Raw genomic sequence first — 17,805 nt, 5'->3', positions numbered from 1 at the left:
TAAACAATTAAATAAAACATATCCTAAAATTGAAAATAAGGCAGTCGATGTTGTGTCGATTGCCTTATTTTCATGAATAGTTCCTATATTATTCTTTTCGTACAGCTTCAAAAGTAATAATTTGGTCTGCATTTGACGGTTGCTTTTCATAAACATAGTCAGCAGAGCAAGTAATGTCAGTGAAACCTATACTTTCTAAAAGAAGTTTAAACTCTTCTATTCCATACCACCGCATTGCAAAACGTTGTAGTTCAGTTTGTACTAACTTTCCTTTACTCCATTTTTCATATTTTAAATATGATACAGTTACTTGGTTAAGCCAATCTATTTCAATTGATTTATTTTCTAATGTAATCCCGTCTCCGCTTGGTAAGGAAAAAGTCGATGTATGAATCTCACCTGTCTTCCAATCATACGGAAGCCCAAGGTCTACAATTAAACGCCCACCTGGATTAAGATGTTCATAAAAACATTTCAAAGCGTTTATAGAATCATCACGATTTTCAATTAAACAAAAGGATCCAGTAGGAATGATAATTGCCTCATATTTATGCGGCAGTGAAAATTGTTGTAAGCTTCCTTCATATAAATTAGGATGTATGCCTCTCTCTTTACACCGCTTTCGGCAAGAATCTAGCATTTCAGGCGAATAATCTATCCCATCAACTTTAAAACCAGCTTCAAGAAATGGAATAATGACACGTCCCGATCCTACTGCTGCTTCGAGAATTCTTCCTTTACAACTCTTTAAACGATCTTGATAATATTCAATATCACCATTCAAAGAATAACCGACAGGTTTTGTGTAATCATAAAGTTCTGTACAAAGTGTACTATAAAAACTAAACATTTATTTTCTCCTCCGTTTTATGTGTACGGAAGATTCTAATTTACTTAATCTTTCCGTACCTCAAATTTTAATAAAAATTCGAAAGAGCTGACTGTCATAATATATCACTCGCTTTCCATAGAATATAATCATATTGTATAATATTCTCTTCAAAATTAATATATAAATTAAAAATTCAGACTAATTTCAAAAGGAGGATATGATGAATTCATTAATTGGAGTTCTTTTTCTCCTTATCGCTATTAATGTTCTAATTTTCTTTATAGCAAAAAATTATAAACGAATATGGAAAATAGCCAGTGGTATTTTCATTCTTTCTTCCCCCATTGTTTTCTTTGCCACTATGCACGTAATTGGAGAAAAAGTAGGAGATGGATTAGCTGGAGGTTTTGCCGCTTTTACCTTTAGTGGACTTTTAATCATTAATGCAATTTTTTTATTTGTTGTAAGCATTTTTATATCTACCAATAGAACTTCATAATAAACTCCCCATATTTGTAGGCATTTATATTTCAAAATTTAAAGAGCTTACTATAGTAAGCTCTTCATCAAAAACCATTTATTTCACAATCGGCAATGTTACATCACTTAATTTTACCTTAAGCTTCGTACCCGCTTTCGGTCTAATTGTATAATCGTAGTCACTTGCGATTAATACCACTCCAATTTGATGCCCTGCTTTAAATACGTAATCATCCGGCTGCATGTCCCATGTAAATGTATAATCTTTACCAGGTTGAATCGCTGTTGAATTTTCTATACTATTTAAGTTTTGCGGATCCATCCAACCTCTCGTTACAATTTCAGGCTTCGCTCCGCCGTAATCAACGAGTAAAGCTGTTAAATTTGAAACAGACCGATCAATATTTCCTATTATTGAAATCTTAGGCGTACCACTTATTCGCATATCTTTTTGCAATACAGGCATTGTATATACTAATCGATTCGCTATTTCTAACTCAGGGTTTTCTACTAGTTGATTTGACTTTATTTTAGCATCATCTACTAAGGAGAAAACATTGTTTACTGATCCCATACTTAATGGTAGATTGACTGCTTTATTACTTAAATACATACGGACTTTTGATGGTACAGCCGCTGGATCTGGCCAATTTTTTATTTTTTGCCACGATTTATTTTCACGTTGTACATCTACCATCGGTTCAGCCATAATTCCATTTTCAATTCCATATAACCAATAATCGAACCATTTATTTTGCGTTTGTTGCCAGTTATTACTTGATGTTCCGCCGTGTCCACCTTGATGTAACCACATTTTACGAGGAACATTATTTTCGCCAAGAGCTTCCCACCACTGTGAAAACTGCTTCGTTTTTACATTCCAATCATTTAGCCCATGAACAACAAACACACTAGCCTTCACATTCTTAACATTTTTTACATAGTTACGCTTATCCCAAAAGTCGTTATAATCACCTGTTTTACGATCTTGTCCAGCTGTTAGTTCTTTAATGATCTGACCGCAAACTTCTGGGTTCTTTCTTGTTAGTACTGCTTCAGCCATATTATCTGTATCTTCTCCTTGATAACCACCCGGCGCAATAACCGCCCCATTTGCACGATAATAATCATACCAACTACTAATCGCTGCGATTGGAATAATTGTTTTTAACCCTTCCACTCCAGTCGTTGCGACAGCATTTGGTAACGTACCATTATAAGAAACTCCTGTCATTCCTACATTTCCCGTAGACCAATTTGCATTTACTTCCTTACCATCCTCTGTATATGCTTTTGCACGACCATTCACCCAATCAATGACAGACTTCGTCCCAAGTATTTCTTGCTCATCTCCAGTTGTCGGACATCCATCTGATTTTCCAGTTCCGATACTTTCACCTAAAATAACTGCATATCCTCTCGGAACATAATAATTACCATACGATCCAAGATTAGCTGCCCCATACGGTTTTCCTTCATACGCATACAATTCTTCATCAACATTATACACAGGAACATCTTTTAAACCCGATCGATATGGACTCATTTCATAAATAACAGGAACTTTCACATCTGGATTCGTTTTTGGACGCATAACCTTTACTGATACACGATCTTTTTTACCATCTCGATCACTATCAACTTCTGTCTCTACAAATAGATTTTCTACAATGGCTTCATCAAGTGAATAGATTGGTTTCGTCATCCCATTTTCTAATTCAATTTTCGTGTTTGACATTAAAGCTTCTGAAACTTGACCATTTAACTTAACATTATTCTCCTTTGCGGAGATCCCTTCCTTATTTTCTGCATGTGCAGTCATACTAGAAACTCCTGAAGTAATTGTTAAAGATAATATAGTCGATAATGTAATTGCTAATTTCTTTTTCTTCATGCCCTTCCCCTCCCCATATGTTCCTTCTCTTACTATACATCAAAAATGCAGAAAATTCAGTTTATATTTTATAAAAAGTTGAGAAATTTGTAGAACTATCAAATCTTTTTATATAAAAGAAAAGGAACTAATAACAATTAGTTCCTTTCTATATACATATAAAATTGTATTTCCCCATCTACTACCGAAACCCCGTATTCAAATCCATGTCTTTCTAAAATACTTTTTACAATCGCTAGTCCTAATCCAGTACCTGATTTTTCTTTACTACGAGAAGATTCTAATACGTAAAAAGGTTCCCAAATTTCATCTATCTCTTTACTGCCCTCAGCAGCACTACCATTTTGAATTTGAAAATACACAACGTCATTTTTCTCTTCTAATGTGATTTTTATATTTTGATTCGTTGTATATTTTATCGCATTAGAGATTAAATTTTGAAAGACCATTCTCATTTTATTTAAATCAGCATAAACAATCGCGTCACCAGCATTATAGTTTACTTGCAACTTGATTTCTTTCGAATCCAGTTCAATTTTATGCTTATCTATTATACTTTGTACTAGTGATTCAATAGGGAATTCTTCTTTTTGTAAAATATCTCTTTCTAATTTAGAAAATCGTAATAACTCTTCAATTAAATTTGAAATTTGATCTGTTTGTCTAATGATTGTATCAACATATGTACCGTCATCTAAACCATCTTTTATTCCTATAGAATATGCTTTTACTAATGCGATTGGTGTTTTTAATTCATGAGTTACATCGCCCATAAATCGTTTTAAGTGGTCATTTCGATCTGTTAAATCTTGATGTGCTTCATGTAATTTATCACTCATGATGTTAATACTATTTGCTAAACCACCTATTTCATCATTCGTTTTAACTTTCGTCCGTTTAAATTTCAGACGTGAAATATCTTCTGCGACATCACTCAATTCTTTCAGTGGAGTAGTGATTGTTTTTGAAAGAATCCAAACAAGCACGATAATAAGAAATAGTGAGAATCCCAAAATGTATAAATAAAATGAGTTAAGCGTTTTAATTACTTCATTGGAATGTGCGATAGAAACCCCTACTAAAATCAACATATCATCTTTCGCAATGTATTTCGCAAAAAAACTAGATTTTATCTTTTCTTGATCATATATTTTATTCGATTGTCCGAGGTTCTTCACTTTCGTAATTTCTTCTTTTGTAATCCAAAGTTTATTCAATGCAACTCTCTTTTTTGTAAGTTGCATGCGTAATTCTTCATTAATAGCATCTTCTGAATTATTTATTGATGTATATGCAATCGTAACATTACCTTCATTTTCAATGCGATTTATAGCATCATCCAGTTCTTCACGCGGTATCGACTGTATTTCCGCTGTAATGCCTTCTAAGCTTTCACGTGTTTTGTGCACATTATATTTTGGTAAAAAATAGTTAATTAATAATAAAGAGATGACAAAAATAAGGATGACTGTTAAAGAAATGCTGAAAAATAACTTTTTACCGAGCTTATTCACACTCTTCCTCCAAACTGTATCCTAAACCACGATGTGTCTTTATAATATTTTCTCCTATTTTTTTACGTAATCTTCTTACATGCGTATCAACCGTTCGCTCTTCCCCAAAATAATCAAATCCCCAGACGATATCTAACAACTTTTTCCGTGTTAAAATCGTGCCTTTATGATTTAAAAAGCACTTTATTAATTGTAATTCTGTCTTTGTAATGTCTAATTCTTTCTCATTTTTATATACTTTATTTTTGGTGAAATCTATTTTTAAATCTTGAACTTGAATAACATCTTCATGCTGCACAAGCTTTTTCGCTCGCGTAATTAGTACTCCTGGATGGAATGGTTTTTTCACGTACTCATCTGCCCCACTTTGAAGTGCTGCTAATTCATCTTCACTTTCACTTTTCGCAGTAAGCATTAACACTTTCACACTTGAATTCTTTTTTATTTCCTGACAGACAGTAATACCACTATTCTTCGGCATCATCCAATCTAAAATAGCTAAGTCAATTTTCTCATCGTAAAATATTTGAAGTGCTTCCTCTCCATCCTTCGCTAATAAAACTTCGAAGCCTTCTTTTTCAAAATATGCTTTTAAAATTTTCAGCATATCTTGTTCATCATCTGCGATTAATACTTTCATTACATTTCCTCCATAACCTATAAACAAATATCAATTTTATCATACAACTTCTTTGTTACATGAATGTGACAGAAAAATATTTACAACATTTGAGGGTATAGTAAGTGTGAGGTGTTGTTTTATGTTTAAAAAAATAGGAGTCATTACTCTGCTTTTCTTTTTATTATCAACAAATGCGTTCGCAAATACAAATAAACAAATTGAAGTATTTGATTGCAAAAAAGAAATGGTAATCCAAAAACAATCTTTAGATGCGGCTATTCAAAAAGAAGCAGTTCAATTTGCAAAATCAATTACTGGTCCATTTAAAAACTTAAATGTCGTTCCGAAAGATGGACATATGATAAAAATCCCTTTATCTAAACCTGTTTCTATTACAAATCAATGGTTACATACAACAATTGATGAAGTACTCATCCTTCTTCCACTTAATGAAAAACCTTATATTATGCTTTACGATGATGAGAATAATCCGCATTTTTATTATGTAAAAGGTGATCCGAAGGTTTTATTGAAACAAATGAATGTTAAAATTAATTAAAGAAAGATCCCACAAGTATCATTTGTGGAATCTTTCTTTATCAGTTAACAAGTTGATTTTTTAATATGATTTTCGTTTAAAAAATTCAAAATCTGCTTTTTGTGATGGTTATCGTGATCTACGAATTCCTTAATAATATATATAAGAGAATACGGCGTTCCAGTATGAGGACAATACGATACTCCATTGGCAGTTAAATGTTCCCTTAGCTTTCCAATAGACATTCGATGCAGCTCTTGAACAAGTAAATTTCTTTTTTCTTTTGCTTCTTCAAGAAGCTTTATCTTAGATATACCTGATTTTGCATAATTAGAGGCTAGTTTATTATATGTATCAAAGTCAGGGAACTCCATTCCCTGTCCATCTCTCACTGATGATAATGTCTCACGTAAAAGATAGTCATCCCAGTTCATAATATGAGATACGATCTCACCAACAGTCCATTTCCCCTCTGATATTGGTGTCGTCCACAATTCTTCTTTCATATCTTTCAATGCATTTATCCAAATTGAATATTCATTGAAATCATTAATAATTTTATTTTCTCCCATCATCTAATTCCCCATTCTAATAATAGATTTAGATAATTTATACCATAAATCTACATACAAAAGAACAAACGTTCTTATCAAAGAATAAATAATAATTCACTGCATCCTTTTATCTAAGTTTAGATAATGGCTCGTTCCTACATACATTGCCCCTTTCAAAAATCCATTCGAAGTATAAAATTGGTTCCCCTGTTCTGTATCTGTGTGTAAGACAACGATAGTAAAATAGATTTTTGCATCGCCTAAGATTCTCCCTAACAGTAACTTTCCTAATCCTTTTCGCCGGTAATCTTTTGCAATATAAAATCTCCTTAACCTACCAATCTTATTGTCTTCTGTATACAGATTTTCATTTATACCTCCAATCCCAATTAGCCTTTCCCCTTGAAAAATGCCATATAACACATCCATCAACTTAAGAAAAGTAAACACCCCAAAAACAAAAAAATGAGCTGATTTCTCAAAATAACTAACTGTAGAGAAAGAAAAATTTCATTTAGTGGGTACTTCAAAACCTTAGCTTGATGGCGATGGGGTCACCATATCAAAAAAAGAAAATTGTTCGTTTAGACATATTTTTCAACCGCTTCCTGTACGTTAAGGGACTCGTTATTTTTTTTACAGTTTTTTATTATGAAATTCTAAATAGCTAATTATAATAGGTGAAAAAAAAGATCAATAGTTGGGGTACGGAAAGGATTTTGATTTACATTATTTCTCAATACATATTATGGATAAATAATGTAAAATATGGGTTGGGTTTATGTCTCATGTTGTGTTAATCCTAACAATAACTAAGGATACATAATATGCTTTCATACCTTTGAATAATTTTGTTATAGAAGGGATGGAGATTTAAATGGCTCAAATTGTTGGTATTGATAGATACCTTTGTACTGGGGCTTTAATCTATATGAGTGAGGGCCTTTCCCTAAGTCTTGTCAGGAAGTAAGGAACAGTAAGCAAACACTTATACAATATGAATAGAGGAGAGAAATGCCTTATGAAAATACGTAGTCAAATTACATGTGCAAGTCTGGCCCTTTTAATAGCTGGAAGTTCCCTGTTATATACAACGCCAGCCTCAATTGTAAAAGCAGAGCCCACTCAAAATGTATCTAGTTCGTTACAAACAAGCACTCAACGAGATCGTAATTCCGTCAAGCAAGCAATGCGGGATACATTGCAACTTGGATACCCGGGGATACTTGCTAAAACTTCCGAGGGTGGAAAAACGTGGGGTTATGCCGCTGGGGTAGCGAATCTGAGCACCAAGCAACCAATGAAAACAGATTATCGCTTTCGCATTGGAAGCGTGACGAAAACGTTCACCGCAACGGTTGTACTTCAATTAGCTGGAGAAAACCGCTTGAATCTAGACGACTACATCGAAAAATGGTTGCCTGGTGTCATTCAAGGAAACGGATATGATGGTAACCAGATTACTATCCGACAGATATTGAACCATACAAGTGGTATCGCTGAATACTCAAGGTCAAAAGACGCTGATTTTATGGATACAAAAAAATCGTATACGGCTGAAGAGTTAGTGAAGATGGGGATTTCTCTGCCCCCAGACTTTGCCCCAGGAAAGGGTTGGTCTTATTCAAACACAGGATACGTATTACTGGGTATTCTTATTGAAAAAGTAACCGAAAACAGCTATGCGGAAGAGATTGAAAATCGGATTATTGAACCGCTTGAATTATCGAATACATTCCTACCTGGCAATTCAAGCGTTATTCCAGGCACCAAGCATGCCCGTGGATATGTCCAACCAGACGGAACAAGTGAGCTAAAAGACGTTACTTATTATAATCCAAGTGTAGCTAGCTCAGCTGGAGATATGATTTCTACTGCTGACGACTTAAATAAATTCTTCTCTTACTTGCTCGGTGGCAAATTACTGAAAGAACAGCAACTAAAACAAATGCTTACTACAGTTCCTACAGGAAAAGAAGGAATCGATGGATATGGTCTTGGAATCTATGAAACTAAGCTTCCAAGCGGTGTCTCGATATGGGGACACACAGGTGGCATTCTAGGGTTTACTACTCTTGTTGGAGGTAAACTTGGAGGCAATCATACGTTGGTCGTCAATTGGAATAGTTTGGGTAGAACTGACAGTCCTAATCCCTTTAAAAATATTTTACTTGCTGAATTTAGCAAGTAGGAAAAAAGGAAAAATTTATCGTAGTTTTCATAGTTAAAAATATACTTTTCTGGTTCAAAAGCCCCAACTTATTTTCAAGAAAAATTTGGGGCTTTTTTTGTTTTGGTGGCGTTTATTCTTCTTAAGTTGATGTGTGAGTGTGCTATGTTGGTTAAAATTAGTATCCGAAACACCTCGGATAATTCCTACATCGTATAGGGCTTGTACATCATAATGCCGGCTGCGAACGTATTTACACCGAGAAGATGAGTGGGGCAAAAGATGATTGCCCAGAACTGGTATGCTAGCTGTTCTTGCAGAGTTTGAGCGTGATATTATTCGTGGAAAGCCTCTTCATAAAGATCATACGTAAATACAAACAAAACCAGCAAAACACCTCTTCTGTGTCGTACTGGTTTTGTTGAAGTCCATCTAGAATTGTAGCTAGTTCAACGTGATTGCAAATTCCGAGTTCGGCGCGCCAGCAAATACAACCGTTCCGTTCTTCGGCAGTTTTACTTTGTTATTACCGCTCACAACGGTAAAATTGACACATACTCCCTTCTCATCATACACCGCGAACGAACTCTTCGATGGCAACGCCACGGTCATCGTTTTCCCCGCTGCCGCTTGTGGGATCGTAAACCATTTCGCATACCCATTTGCTTGCAGCGTAACTTTGGATGATTGGCCTGCATCAAGCGGTTTTACGCTGGATCCACTTACGTATAACAATCCGGCCATCTCCATATATTCACTGCCGCCTTCTGTATAGAAATGAGTTTCCGTCGTATCACGGCCATTCATCACGGGGATCTGGAGCTGATGCGCCGCGGTGTTCGGACCTGTAATTTTTCTGCCGTCCCAATAGCCCGCCAGGCCTTCCTTGCGAGTAATTTCTGTGGTAATAAGTTTCGGTTGAACGAGATATTCAATAGAACTAAATTTCTCGTTCACGAGATAGAACTTGACGCCTTCCCGCTTCGCCCATGCGGCAGCGGTTTTCTTCGATAGCACGTTGTCTTCTAGTTTCTCGGCTAAATAGTGAGTCATCACATTTTGCCCTAAGCCTGGCGTCGATTTATATGTGCTCTCCTTCAAATAAGTTCTTCCATTCTTCTCAGTGACGAAGTTGAGCTTGGAAGTACCCTTCTCATTAATAAAGCTTCCATTCGCAGTATATACATATTTTTCTTCTCGATTAGATGGTAAGAACAGTTCTCCATTCTTCGTAATTTCTATTTTGAAATGACTGTCGCTATTGCCGTAAAAGCCCGCTTTCTTCGCCACGTCTTGAGGCATCTTGGCCTTGACCGGCTTGCCAAAGGATTTGTTTGGCTTAATTTCCTTAATTGTGCCCTTCTCTTTAAGCGCGGCGAGCAGTAATTCAGTTGCCAGTAGTTGATTTGTAGAGCTTTGCCCGCCGGATGACAACACAGCCACTGCCATCTTCTGTTCCGGAAGCACGACCAGTATAGCATGTTGCAGTGACGTGTCGCCGCCCTTAGCCAAGCCTTTTATCCCATATTCACTGAATGGGTATAGTTTCACACTATCCCAGCCAAGACCATAGTTGAAAATATTATCTCCATCCCCCGGCCACATTCCTTTTTTATATTCCTCTTGCTCCATCGCCTTGACTGCCTTATCAGAGAGGATCCCTTTTCCCTGTCCCATAAATAATTGTGAGAATCGTACCATATCTTCTGCCGTGGAAGAGATCCCTCCCGAACCAATCACATTCACCGATTCAATGGGAAGTTGCCCTTGGTACGCCGGAAAATAAAGTTCAGCCCGCTTTTCGCCTTCCCATTTGTCCTGCGGCGTTTTCGTATGATTCAGCTTTAAGGGTTCTGTAAACCGTTGATGTAGAAATTCGGTAAAGCTCATACCGCTGACTCTTTCCACCAAAATCTCAGCCAGCGTAAAGCCGTCGTTGCAGTATACCGAGAGCGCGCCAGGATCCGCCTTCAAGCTTTGGTTGGACAATTGCCGCAACAAGACATCATGGGCATAGGTATCATTATCGTTAAATAAAAATGCATTACTTAACGTGGAACCTTGCAAGCCGGAGGAGTGGTTTAACAGCATACGCGGCGTAATGCGTTTGTACCGCTCGTCTTTCATCTTGAAATCAGGAACATAGTGGACGACAGGAGCATCCAAATCGACTTTTCCTTCGTCGACCAATTTCATTACAGCCGTTGCTGCATACATTTTACTGACTGAACCAATCCCGTATAGAGTATCTTTAGTCAGCGACTGTTTCCTTTTCATATCGTTCTTGTCTGTCTGACCCGACAAAATAAGTTTGCCATTATCAATCAGCGCATACTGCACGCTAGTCGTCCCATGGGACTTCGTGAGTAGGGCAGCCTTATCTGCCGCAATCTTCTCCAGTTCTTGGCTAGCAACTTCTTGGCTAGCTACAACCGGAGTCTTACTGCTAGAAGACGCCATCGCGCCTGTTGGTAGGGTCATCGTTAGCGCCAATGTAGTGGCTAATACCCCAGATAGTTTATTTTTCATGAGAGAATTGCCTCCTTAGATAAGTGATCGATTTAATCACTTATTTGTTTAACTATAAAAAATATGACAAAATCTATCCGTTTTTCCTCTTTGCCTACTTGCTAAATTCAGCAAGTAAAATATTTTTATAAAAATCAGGACTGTCAGATTTACCCAAGCCGTTCAAATTGACGGCTAACGTATGCTTACCTCCAAGTGTTCCTCCAGCAAAAGTAAGAAACCCTGGAATGGCGTCTCCGTGTCCCCCATATCGAGACACCGTTTGGAAGCTTAATTTCATAGATTGCAAGACTCTACCCATCGATCCCTTTTCTTCCTGTAGGAACTGTAGTAAGCATTTGTTTTAGTTGCTGTTCCTTCAGTCATTTGCCACTGAATAAGTAAGAGAAGAATTTGTTTAAGTCGTCAGCAGTAGAAATCATATATCTGTTCCGCCTTTCATGCTTATTTATATTTTGATCATACACAATGAAAATCTCTTTTTCCTTACCTATTCCTTACAAATCCCTTACGTTCAAAATAGCTTCTATAATAGGGGTCACCATACATGCCCATAAACTTAAGAGATTTTAATACTCTTAGGTACTAAAAAACGTTATTCTTTCTAAACAAGCTAGATTAGAAAGGATGACGTTTTCTTATGAATCTCTCGATTCAAGATGAACTACAACCTGGAGGAACATTGGAATTAAAAAATGCTTATATTGGTGATAAACAACAACTGTTCGCACGTGTAATTTTTAATCGATTAACAGAAAAACAACTTCAAAAACGACGAGCGAAAATTTCGGAAAAAGAAAAATCCCAAAATAGATCGTACTCGGAGAAAAGTAAAATGGTAGCGGGATTAAACGTGTACGTGACGAATACACCTTGGGAATGGGTTCCGATGGAACAGGTACATGAGTTATATACTTTGCGTTGGCAAATAGAGATTGTCTTTAAAACGTGGAAATCACTCTTCAAAATAGACCATTATCGTAATGTAAAACAGGAACGATTAGAGTGCCAACTATATGGAAAGCTAATCGCTATTTTCCTTTGCTCCTCTACTATGTTTAAAATGCGCCAACTTCTTTTGCAAAAGAAGAAAAGAGAATTAAGCGAATATAAAGCGATAGGAATGATCCAAGATTATCTATATCTTTTGTATCAAGCTATACAGAAAGACACCCAAGAAATAACAAAGATTCTAATCCGTCTATTCCACCTATTACAGAAAAATGGGCGGAAATCTCATCGATATGAGAAGAAAACAGTTTTTGATATTATGGGTGTTGTCTATGAGTATAGTGGACTTAGAAAACAAAAGAAAGCTGCATAATCTTTAAAAATGATACCTACCTAGGTTTATTTGGCATGCTCATCTTTAAGAATAAAAAGTGTTTTAAGAGTGTTGTAGTTTATTTGAACGAAAGTTCATTTTGTTTCCGTTCTTAAGTTGATGGGTATGATGCCATATAAACATTCACTAGTTTTATTAAATGTGTTTATTTTATTTTCATATTCACTTATTAGTTTTATTAGGAAATTAAATCCTTCTTCTTTGCTTTCTTGAACAAGATAATCGTGTTCGTATATCATTAAATCTTCAATTTGTTAAATATGTATATCTTTCAAGTAAATTCCTCCTTAATATGAAAATACATAAAAATGCTCAAGAATCATTTATTCTGAGCATTTTTATGATTGTTACTTTATTCAATTCGTAGTATGCGTATTCTTCACTTCAGATGTAAATCGATAATATAATTGTTTAATTTCTATACATTTAAAGGTATGTGTACTCAAAAATCATTAATAAAGTTGTTTAATTCTTATTGAACTAAAGCACTTGTTTGTTTAAGTGAATACATTCACATTTATAATGTCTCTCAAGTATAATATCAGTTTATATATTCACCATTCTTCTCTAACAGGTTCAAGAAAAATTGTAATTTGTTAATCGATATGTTTGTGTAACCACTGTCCAAATATCTTTAACTGTTTTTCAATATGAAAGTAATGTTCACCTGTCTCCATGACCTCTAATTCACAACGATGTTTTTTTGTAAAATAGTTAATAGTTTCAAATTCGCACAGTTCATCCTTGGCTCCGTACATAATATATGTATCTGTATTCCATGTATTAATAGGATGTTCTTTTACATAGCATAAATAATCCCAATATAACTTTTGACCAATAGGTGTCTCTATAGTCATTTCTTTTTGCAAAAGCTCTGGTGTTACATTAAACCATTTCATCATATTTTCGATAATTCGTTCCATATTAACTACTGGTGATAAAAATAATGCCTTTTCTATCACATCATTTTGAAAGGCTAAAAGGCTAAAATAAGCTCCCATATTACATGCAAACACGCTTACTTCTTTCCAATGTTGTTTTGCGTAATTCATAATTATAGATAATTCACTAACACAAAACTGTACTTTGCAAGGAGTATTATCATTTTTTCTTTCTCCATGCTCAGGTAAATCAAAGCTTAATACTTGATAACCTTTTTGATTGGCTTCTTCAGCTAATATTTGAATAACTGCATCTTCCTTATTTGATATATTTCCATGTACTGCAATAAAAATTTTTTCACTCTTATTTCCCCATAAAACCGTGGGAATATTACTAATTTTAAAATTATCTTTAAGCATATTCCCTCCGTGGAATAAGACATATAGGAATTGGCAAAAAACTGCACACACTTTATAACCCTCTACTCAGTTTTAAAACAAATCAAACTATTACTAATTCATCACAAATGAATTATAATCTCTCTACCTCTATATAACAGAGGCTATTTTGAATTTAAAATCTTTCTTTTTTTCCATTTCTTCAGAAGCTACAAGTTCTTATTTTGATTCCTTATTGAGTTAATCTACTCCGTTAGTAGAAGAAGGATTTTTAAACAATTATATTATTTTTTAAATGACTTTATTATAAATTAAACACCTTTATTATCTCTGCACAGCAGGCAATATTCCCTTTAACTCCATTAAATCATCTATTACTATATCTGCATGAGCAAGCTCATCTTCTTGTGCAAAATCAAAATTACATCCAACCGCAATCAAACCATTCTCTTTAGCTGCATTTATATCAGATAAACGATCACCAACTACCGCTGCCTCTTTTATATCATATTTCATCAAAATGCTTTTTACTAAGTCACTTTTATTAAGCGATTGTATTTGCTCAATACTAAACGTTTCCGTAACCCATTGGTCTAAATCATAATAAGATACGATCGCTTGTAAATATTCCGTTAAACCGTTACTAGCTATGTAAATGGAACAGTTATTTTTTTTTATAAAACTAAAAATTCCCTTTACATTCGGATATAAAGCACCTTTCCCACTCTTTATGTTTTCAATTAATCTTTCTAAAAAATAAGCATCTGTTTGCTTTCTTACTTCATTTGAATGATCAGGTAACAGCGCTTCCCAAACTTTAGGTAAAGGAACACCCATAATTTCACGGTATTTATCAATAGGTGTTTCCGCATCCCATAATTGTAGTGAACGTAAATGATTAAATGTATCATCTAGTGATAATTCTAAAATTTTGTCTGTTTGAAATAAAGTTCCATCCATATCAAAAATTAGTGCTTGTAACATGACGTTCTCTCCTATTCTCTACATTTAAACTATAAAACAGTTTTATAAGATTTATTTTTAAGCATCTCAACAATAATTTTTGAAGAATAATTCGCTGCGGTTTTCGCAAAGTCATCATATGAAACTTGTGCTGAATCATCTGCACTGTCAGAAATGCATCTCAAAACGAGAAACGGTATGTCATTTATATGAGCAACATGTCCAATTGCCGCTCCTTCCATTTCTGTACAATGAGGTGCATATTCAGTGACTAATTGCTCCTTTAATTTTGAATCCTCGACGAAGCATTCTCCGCTGACGATTCTTCCTTCATGAACAGTAATATTTAAACTACTACTATTAACAGCTTTTCGGGCTAAAGCTCTTAATTCCTCGCTTGCATGAAACTCTTCTTGAAACGGAAATAGATTCTTCATTTGATTTTTATTAACATCATGATGCGTAACATTTGTAGAAATAACTAGATCGCCAACTTTCACATCCGAATGTAATCCACCCGCAACACCTGTATTAATGATAGAGTCTACATCAAACTTACTAATTAATATTTGTGTACATGCAGCTGCATTTACCTTCCCTACACCACAGCGAGTAATAATAACTTCTGTATCCATGAAATTCCCTTTATAAAAAGGCATTCCTGCAATAGTTTGTTCCTCATCTATATGTAGTTTTTCTAAAAGTAAGTCTATTTCAATTTGCATTGCTCCGATAATACCGATTCTGTTCATAATGTATTCCCCTTTATCTATTTGTGTGCCCCCTACATAAGCTCCAAATGTTCATCAATATCTTTATTTATTTGTATAAAAGCTTTATTCCAAAACTCATAATTTGTTAAATCAATTTCAAAATGTATTTTCATAAGTTCTTCAACTGGAGCTTTTCCCGTTTCTCGCAAAAATTCTTTATACCTGAAGTGAAATTCACTTTTATTTTCTTTCGCTAATTCTAATAAACTAAAACTTACTAAATAACCAAATGTGTATGGATAATTATAAAAAGGAACATCTGCTATATAAAACTGAACGTATTTCATCCAAACAAACGGCTGATATTCTGTTAGTGCATTTCCGTATGCCTTTTCTTGCGCGGCTATAGATAATTTCTCAATTTCATCAGCACTTATAGGACCTTCTTTACTTTTTTCATAAAAACTCTTTTCGAACTGAAACGATGCACGAATTGCCATAACATAATTAAAGCTATTTCTAATTTTCCAGCTAAGCAATGACTTTTTCATTTCTGTACATTCTGCTGTTTTTATTAAGTGATCTACAAGTACCATTTCAAAGAAAATAGACGCTGATTCAGCTGTACTCATTGGCAAATAATCATCTAAAAATGAAGTGGATTGTTCAAAACTCATAACATAAAAATGCCAAGCATGTCCTAATTCATGAGCAAGTACTCTTACACTATCAATACTCCCGTCATAACGCATTGAAATACGGGATTCTTTTTCACTGAAAAAAGGAGCACAAAATCCCCCCGGCGGTTTATTATCTCTCGGTTCAGCATCGATCCACCCATTCGCTAGCGCATTACGTGCAAATTCTGCTAATTCTTCATCTATATTTTTAAATGCATCATATATGTTTTGTACTCCTACTGAAAAATGAATAACGGTCTCATTACTTTCTTTTAATGTCATAAGTTCATGCCATGTAATCGAGTTCTTTTCCCTTTTAAAAGCGTTTAAAGCACTTACTAGCTTATCAAGTTTTGTTTCTGTTACATCCCACATTTGTGATAATACAGTTTCAGAGATGCCATTCATTTGAAGGGATTGAGTTAAAACTTCTCTCCTTTCTAATTCATTACTCCGCGTATTACGTAATCTTCCTATTTGATTCAATACAGTAGCAAAGATTTCTTTTTCCTTATTCAAAGTATTTGTAAGAGAATCGAATACTTTTGACCTTTCATTATGATCATCACTATTCATCGCAATGTAATTTGCTTGTCCAAAGGATAAAGTCTCTTTATCGTGTATTACTTCTATCTTATTCCGTAATTATATGTACATATCTTCCCAAGCTTTTAATTCATCTTCTATTAGCTTAATACTTGAATTATTACCATTAATATTTTGTTCCTTACTAGATTCTATTAAAAGTTGAGCTTCTTTCTTTAATTGATTTATTTTTACACTTAGTAAAGTATTTTCAGGGTGTGCATCATCTTCAATAGATCGGCAATATAAATAGTACTCTGCTTTTTCGATAGCCTGTATAAGTTGTGAAAGGATTGCTTTATCTTTTGTTGCTTTATATTCAATTTTTAATCTTTCTATCGTTTCTATAGAAAACTTGAAGTTTTGTTCTCGAGGATATAGCCTGTCCAAATCCCATTGAGATTGGGCTTGTATTATTTTATTCATTTTGCACCCTCCCTTTTTTACAAATAGTTACAAAAAACCACTATCTTCACTATTATATATGAATCATCTAAATTTTAACATCTTGAAATATTCGAAGTTATATGAATATAATTTGATACTTCATTTTCTATTTCTTCCTATTTATACAAGTTGTAAGTATTACTACTTCTTCTAGGAAATTTCTAGGTTCGTATAGACTACTCTGTTTATTTACTCTTTCTTTTGTTTGAAGTTTATAACTTTTACTCCACTTAGATTAATGTTATAAGTAATTGTTACAACATGATTTGGTGGGTTATGGGCGTTTGTATAAGTTCGATACTTTGCTATAACAATGAAGTTAAAAGTGTATTTCGGGGATCGGTCAATTTTTATAACCTTCGCATCAGTTAAACTATACTGATGATACGGTCCAAGTTTGCTTTGAATCGTTCGACTTGCATACGGAGCCAATAAAGTGTTATAGGAATCATAAAAATCTTTATCAGATATGTTAGCTGCGTTTCCTTCTTTCGGAGATGCAAATATGACCATTATTAAAATCCCGTAAATTATTAGGGATAGTTTACTCTTTAGCATGAGATTCACTCCAGGCTTATTAGATGATAAACTTTAGGATGCTCTAAAAAATAATGACTATTCTCTTTATGTTATTCTTAGCTTATTAAGCATCAAATAAA

The 17,805-nt window shown here is 34.5% G+C and carries 14 protein-coding genes and 4 pseudogenes; 4 read left to right on the top strand and 14 right to left on the bottom strand.

All coding sequences use genetic code 11. The features are described from left to right. Window positions 1-88: 88 nt before the first annotated feature. On the bottom strand, window positions 89-850 hold the full coding sequence (locus ACE38F_RS14380; RefSeq protein ID WP_341306539.1) for a class I SAM-dependent methyltransferase: 762 nt from the start codon (window positions 848-850) through the stop codon (window positions 89-91). Between the two features lie 202 nt (window positions 851-1,052). Between ACE38F_RS14380 and ACE38F_RS14375 the strand changes: the two genes are divergently transcribed. Beyond that, the gene (locus tag ACE38F_RS14375) at window positions 1,053-1,331 is read left to right on the top strand and encodes a hypothetical protein (RefSeq protein WP_341306538.1); all 279 of its coding nucleotides are present in this window, start codon (window positions 1,053-1,055) and stop codon (window positions 1,329-1,331) included. A 78-nt stretch (window positions 1,332-1,409) separates the two neighbouring features. Here ACE38F_RS14375 and ACE38F_RS14370 read toward each other — a convergent pair whose 3' ends face one another. From ACE38F_RS14370 to ACE38F_RS14360, 3 genes are all read right to left on the bottom strand, one after another. After that, window positions 1,410-3,206, bottom strand: a complete 1,797-nt coding sequence (locus ACE38F_RS14370) for a Xaa-Pro dipeptidyl-peptidase (protein WP_375368916.1) — start codon at window positions 3,204-3,206, stop codon at window positions 1,410-1,412. A gap of 137 nt (window positions 3,207-3,343) precedes the next feature. Next, window positions 3,344-4,720, bottom strand: a complete 1,377-nt coding sequence (locus ACE38F_RS14365; RefSeq protein ID WP_375368915.1) for a sensor histidine kinase — start codon at window positions 4,718-4,720, stop codon at window positions 3,344-3,346. After that, on the bottom strand, window positions 4,713-5,360 hold the full coding sequence (locus ACE38F_RS14360; RefSeq protein WP_144507089.1) for a response regulator transcription factor: 648 nt from the start codon (window positions 5,358-5,360) through the stop codon (window positions 4,713-4,715). The genes ACE38F_RS14365 and ACE38F_RS14360 overlap by 8 nt, the downstream gene beginning before the upstream one ends. A gap of 121 nt (window positions 5,361-5,481) precedes the next feature. Between ACE38F_RS14360 and ACE38F_RS14355 the strand changes: the two genes are divergently transcribed. Continuing rightward, entirely contained in the window at window positions 5,482-5,901 is a 420-nt protein-coding gene (locus tag ACE38F_RS14355; RefSeq protein ID WP_375368914.1) for a hypothetical protein, read from the top strand. Window positions 5,902-5,945: 44 nt separating this feature from the next. On the opposite strand, the gene ACE38F_RS14350 is transcribed toward ACE38F_RS14355, so the two are convergent. Further along, on the bottom strand, window positions 5,946-6,452 hold the full coding sequence (locus ACE38F_RS14350; RefSeq protein WP_375368913.1) for a DinB family protein: 507 nt from the start codon (window positions 6,450-6,452) through the stop codon (window positions 5,946-5,948). A gap of 96 nt (window positions 6,453-6,548) precedes the next feature. Continuing rightward, entirely contained in the window at window positions 6,549-6,863 is a 315-nt protein-coding gene (locus tag ACE38F_RS14345) for a GNAT family N-acetyltransferase (RefSeq protein WP_375369342.1), read from the bottom strand. A gap of 592 nt (window positions 6,864-7,455) precedes the next feature. On the opposite strand from ACE38F_RS14345, the gene ACE38F_RS14340 reads away from it, so the two are divergent. Further along, window positions 7,456-8,625: a serine hydrolase domain-containing protein gene (locus ACE38F_RS14340; protein ID WP_375368912.1), complete on the top strand. Its 1,170-nt coding sequence runs from the start codon at window positions 7,456-7,458 to the stop codon at window positions 8,623-8,625. Window positions 8,626-9,048: 423 nt separating this feature from the next. Here ACE38F_RS14340 and ACE38F_RS14335 read toward each other — a convergent pair whose 3' ends face one another. Both ACE38F_RS14335 and ACE38F_RS14330 read right to left on the bottom strand, forming a co-directional pair. Further along, entirely contained in the window at window positions 9,049-11,133 is a 2,085-nt protein-coding gene (locus tag ACE38F_RS14335) for a serine hydrolase domain-containing protein (protein ID WP_375368911.1), read from the bottom strand. Window positions 11,134-11,227: 94 nt separating this feature from the next. Further along, window positions 11,228-11,555 (bottom strand): annotated as a pseudogene (locus tag ACE38F_RS14330) (serine hydrolase domain-containing protein); the annotation flags it as partial. A 236-nt stretch (window positions 11,556-11,791) separates the two neighbouring features. On the opposite strand from ACE38F_RS14330, the pseudogene ACE38F_RS14325 reads away from it, so the two are divergent. Further along, window positions 11,792-12,457 (top strand): annotated as a pseudogene (locus tag ACE38F_RS14325) (IS4 family transposase); the annotation flags it as partial. Window positions 12,458-12,585: 128 nt separating this feature from the next. Here ACE38F_RS14325 and ACE38F_RS14320 read toward each other — a convergent pair. From ACE38F_RS14320 to ACE38F_RS14295, 6 genes and pseudogenes are all read right to left on the bottom strand, one after another. Beyond that, window positions 12,586-12,717, bottom strand: a pseudogene (locus ACE38F_RS14320) (GNAT family N-acetyltransferase); the annotation flags it as partial. Between the two features lie 357 nt (window positions 12,718-13,074). Then, entirely contained in the window at window positions 13,075-13,779 is a 705-nt protein-coding gene (locus ACE38F_RS14315) for an alpha/beta hydrolase (protein WP_375368910.1), read from the bottom strand. Between the two features lie 303 nt (window positions 13,780-14,082). Then, the gene (locus ACE38F_RS14310; protein WP_375368909.1) at window positions 14,083-14,742 is read right to left on the bottom strand and encodes an HAD family hydrolase; all 660 of its coding nucleotides are present in this window, start codon (window positions 14,740-14,742) and stop codon (window positions 14,083-14,085) included. A 29-nt stretch (window positions 14,743-14,771) separates the two neighbouring features. Continuing rightward, window positions 14,772-15,473 (bottom strand): 5'-methylthioadenosine/adenosylhomocysteine nucleosidase, encoded by a 702-nt coding sequence (locus ACE38F_RS14305; RefSeq protein ID WP_375368908.1) that lies wholly within the window; start codon window positions 15,471-15,473, stop codon window positions 14,772-14,774. Window positions 15,474-15,505: 32 nt separating this feature from the next. Continuing rightward, window positions 15,506-17,125, bottom strand: a pseudogene (locus ACE38F_RS14300) (M3 family metallopeptidase). A gap of 210 nt (window positions 17,126-17,335) precedes the next feature. Then, window positions 17,336-17,704, bottom strand: coding sequence for a DUF3888 domain-containing protein (locus tag ACE38F_RS14295; protein ID WP_375368907.1), 369 nt, complete (start codon window positions 17,702-17,704; stop codon window positions 17,336-17,338). Window positions 17,705-17,805 lie beyond the last annotated feature (101 nt).

Origin of the sequence: Bacillus altaicus, from assembly GCF_042136375.2 — a bacterium.
GTDB classification, from domain to species: Bacteria; Bacillota; Bacilli; order Bacillales; family Bacillaceae_G; genus Bacillus_A; species Bacillus_A cereus_U.
The sequence above is the reverse complement of the archived record's forward strand: the minus strand, read 5'-3'. Positions and strand labels throughout refer to the sequence as shown.

Coding starts and splice junctions, on each gene's coding strand:
- ACE38F_RS14380 (WP_341306539.1), bottom strand. CDS start 850: ATGTTTAGTTTTTATAGTACACTTTGTACAGAACTTTATGATTACACA.
- ACE38F_RS14375 (WP_341306538.1), top strand. CDS start 1,053: ATGAATTCATTAATTGGAGTTCTTTTTCTCCTTATCGCTATTAATGTT.
- ACE38F_RS14370 (WP_375368916.1), bottom strand. CDS start 3,206: ATGAAGAAAAAGAAATTAGCAATTACATTATCGACTATATTATCTTTA.
- ACE38F_RS14360 (WP_144507089.1), bottom strand. CDS start 5,360: ATGAAAGTATTAATCGCAGATGATGAACAAGATATGCTGAAAATTTTA.
- ACE38F_RS14355 (WP_375368914.1), top strand. CDS start 5,482: ATGTTTAAAAAAATAGGAGTCATTACTCTGCTTTTCTTTTTATTATCA.
- ACE38F_RS14350 (WP_375368913.1), bottom strand. CDS start 6,452: ATGGGAGAAAATAAAATTATTAATGATTTCAATGAATATTCAATTTGG.
- ACE38F_RS14345 (WP_375369342.1), bottom strand. CDS start 6,863: ATGGATGTGTTATATGGCATTTTTCAAGGGGAAAGGCTAATTGGGATT.
- ACE38F_RS14340 (WP_375368912.1), top strand. CDS start 7,456: ATGAAAATACGTAGTCAAATTACATGTGCAAGTCTGGCCCTTTTAATA.
- ACE38F_RS14335 (WP_375368911.1), bottom strand. CDS start 11,133: ATGAAAAATAAACTATCTGGGGTATTAGCCACTACATTGGCGCTAACG.
- ACE38F_RS14315 (WP_375368910.1), bottom strand. CDS start 13,779: ATGCTTAAAGATAATTTTAAAATTAGTAATATTCCCACGGTTTTATGG.
- ACE38F_RS14310 (WP_375368909.1), bottom strand. CDS start 14,742: ATGTTACAAGCACTAATTTTTGATATGGATGGAACTTTATTTCAAACA.
- ACE38F_RS14305 (WP_375368908.1), bottom strand. CDS start 15,473: ATGAACAGAATCGGTATTATCGGAGCAATGCAAATTGAAATAGACTTA.
- ACE38F_RS14295 (WP_375368907.1), bottom strand. CDS start 17,704: ATGCTAAAGAGTAAACTATCCCTAATAATTTACGGGATTTTAATAATG.